The organism is Actinomycetota bacterium, assembly GCA_036280995.1.
In the GTDB taxonomy this organism is placed as follows: Bacteria; Actinomycetota; CALGFH01; order CALGFH01; family CALGFH01; genus CALGFH01.
Genome location: DASUPQ010000823.1, coordinates 1 through 2,670, shown reverse-complemented (window position 1 = coordinate 2,670; position 2,670 = coordinate 1). Strand labels below are relative to the sequence as shown.

Below are 2,670 nucleotides of genomic sequence, written 5' to 3'. Positions count from 1 at the left end.
CCGTCCCCCCCGGCGAGGGCGTCGAGCTCACCGGCGACGTCGGCGTCACCTCCCACGCCGGCGACCTCCTCCGCCGGGCGGCGATCCCGTCGCGGCTGGCCGCGATCCGGCGGGGTTGACGGGCCCGCGATCGTGGTCGGGATGCCGGGATTTGAACCCGGGGCCTCCACGTCCCGAACGTGGCGCGCTGCCAAGCTGCGCTACATCCCGCTTCGAGGTCGCAGTGTACCGCAGGCGGGCGGGTCAGCCGGTGGCGCCCTCGGGCTCGGGGACCACGAAGCGGTACCCCATCCCGGGCTCGGTCAGCAGCAGCTGCGGGGCCGCCGGGTCGTCGAGCTTCTTGCGCAGGTTGGCCATGTAGACCCGGAGGTACTGGGACTCCTCGCCGTAGCCGGGGCCCCAGACCCGCTCCAGCAGGAAGCGGTGGGTGCAGAGCCGGCCGGCGTTGACGGCCAGGGTCTCGACCAGCCGGTACTCGGTCGGGGTCAGCCGCACCTGGGCGCCGTCCCTGGTGACCAGCTTGGCGTCGAGGTCGATGGCAACGTCCCCGGCGGTGATGACCCGCGGGCGGTCGGCCCCGGCGGCCCGGGCGTGGCGCAGCGCGACCCGGATCCTGGCCATCAGCTCGGCCACGCCGAACGGCTTGGTCACGTAGTCGTCGGCGCCCAGGTCGAGGGCGGCCACCTTGTCGCGCTCGCCGTCGATGGCCGTCAGCACCACCACCGGAACCTGGGTCCAGGTGCGGAGCCGGCGTAGCACCTCGAGGCCGTCGATGCCGGGGAGGCCCAGGTCGAGCACGACGCAGTCCGGCTGGTGGGTCTCGACCGCGGTCAGGGCGGCCTCGCCGGTCGAGGCGGTCAGCACCTCGAAGCCGCGCACTCTGAGATTCGCCGCGACCGCCCGCACGATCGGCGGCTCGTCGTCGACCACCAGGACCCGGGTCATGGCCGCACCACCTCCATGTCCGGCGACACGGGGGACACCGGCAGGGTGAGCACGAAGGTGGCGCCGCCTCCCGGGGTCGTCTCGACCCGCAGGGCGCCGCCGTGCGCCTGCACGATCCCGCGGCAGATGGCCAGGCCCATGCCGGTCCCCTCGGGCCGCCTGCCGCCGCCCTTGAGCCGGTAGAACTGGTCGAAGACCCGCTCCCGCTCCGGGACGGGGATGCCGGGGCCGTGGTCCACCACCCGCAGCTCGATGCGGTCGCCGTCCTGGCGGGCGGCCACCTGGACGGGGCTGCCGGGGGCGTAGCCGCGGGCGTTGTCGAGCAGGTTGGTCAGCACCTGGTCGAGGCGGACCGGGTCGACCAGGACCGGGGCCAGCTCGTCGGGCACGTCCACCTCGACCCGTTGCCGGGAGGCGGCCCTGGCCCGGCGCACCACCGGGCCGACCACCTCGGCGAGCGAGCTCTCGACCAGCCGCGGGTCGAGCGCCCCGGCCTCGATGCGGGACATGTCGAGCAGGTTGTGGACCAGCCGGGTGAGCCGGTCGACCTCGGTGTTGATCGTGGTCAGGAACTCGTCGCGCTCGGCGTCGCTCCAGCGGACCTCCCGGTCGAGCAGGCTCGAGGCCGAGGCCTTGATCGAGGCCAGCGGGGTCCGCAGGTCGTGGGAGACGGAGTTGAGCAGGGCGGTGCGCAGCCGGTCGGTCTCCTGCAGGGCCAGGGCCCGGTTGCGCTGCTCCTCCTGCTGGCCCCGCTCGACGGCCAGGGCGGCCTGGTTGGCGAAGGTGGCCAGGACCCGCCGCTCGGGCTCGCCGAACCCGGACGAGCCGGGGCCGCCGGCCACCACCACCAGCGCCCCGACGACCTGTCCGCCGCTGCCCATGGGCACGCGCTCGTCGTGGTCGCCGGGCACCTCGCCGTCGACCGCGGCCAGGCGGAAGCCGTCGCCGTCGCCCGACGGCAGCACGATGGCGCAGCCGGCGAGGTCGAACAGCGAGCGCACGGTGCGGACCACCCCGCGCAGGGTGTCCTCCAGGCTGCCGTGGGCGACCAGACTGGTCGACAGCTCGAACAGCATGCGGGTCTCGCGCTCGCGGCGCTCGGCCTGGGCCCGGCGGCGCTCGGTCGAGGCGACCAGCAGGCTGATCACGGCCGCGACGAGCAGGTAGACGCCGAGCGACAGGTAGTCCTGGGGGTCGTCGACGATGACGTGGTGGTAGGGCCGGAGGAACAGCAGGTCGAAGGCGAGGAAGCCGAGCCCGGCGGCGGTGATGCCCGGCCCCAGCCCACCCGCCGCCGCCGCCCCGGTCACCACCAGCAGGTAGGCGAGCACCACGGTGGTCTTGCTCAGCTCGGCCCGGAAGGCCAGCAGCGGGACGGTGGCCAGGACCGTTCCGCCGACGGCGACGACGTAGCCGAGCGTGCCCCGGGGCCCGCCCACCGCCAGCCGCCGAGGGACGTCCATGCGACCAGGATAGGCCGCCGCGCCGGGCCATCCCGGACCTTGACGACTTCTTTGCGCCCGGTGGCCGTCCTCACCGCCCGATGCTTCGAACGACGCGGCTCGCGATTGCTGCAGCGGCGCATGCGCTGACGAGGGCCCCCAGGAGCGCCTGAGCCATGGCCCGGGCGTACCATCTGCGTATGGGCGAGACCCGACGCCGGGGGACCCGGCCGGACTTCAAGCCGGACTGGGAGCCGTTCAGCCTGCCCGAGGACGAGGTCCT

Annotated in this window: 2 protein-coding genes and 1 tRNA gene; all 3 read right to left on the bottom strand. The window is 74.4% G+C overall.

Annotation, left to right across the window (positions count from 1 at the left end; all coding sequences use genetic code 11):
* Positions 1 to 133: 133 nt before the first annotated feature.
* The 3 genes from VF468_27410 to VF468_27400 all read right to left on the bottom strand — a co-directional run bounded on the left by VF468_27410 (position 134) and on the right by VF468_27400 (position 2,408).
* Positions 134 to 210 (bottom strand) — tRNA-Pro (locus tag VF468_27410).
* 33 nt (positions 211 to 243) lie between these two features.
* Positions 244 to 945 (bottom strand): response regulator, encoded by a 702-nt coding sequence (locus VF468_27405; GenBank protein ID HEX5882014.1) that lies wholly within the window; start codon positions 943 to 945, stop codon positions 244 to 246.
* Positions 942 to 2,408, bottom strand: a complete 1,467-nt coding sequence (locus tag VF468_27400; GenBank protein HEX5882013.1) for an ATP-binding protein — start codon at positions 2,406 to 2,408, stop codon at positions 942 to 944. The genes VF468_27405 and VF468_27400 overlap by 4 nt, the downstream gene beginning before the upstream one ends.
* Between the last annotated feature and the right edge of the window lie 262 nt (positions 2,409 to 2,670).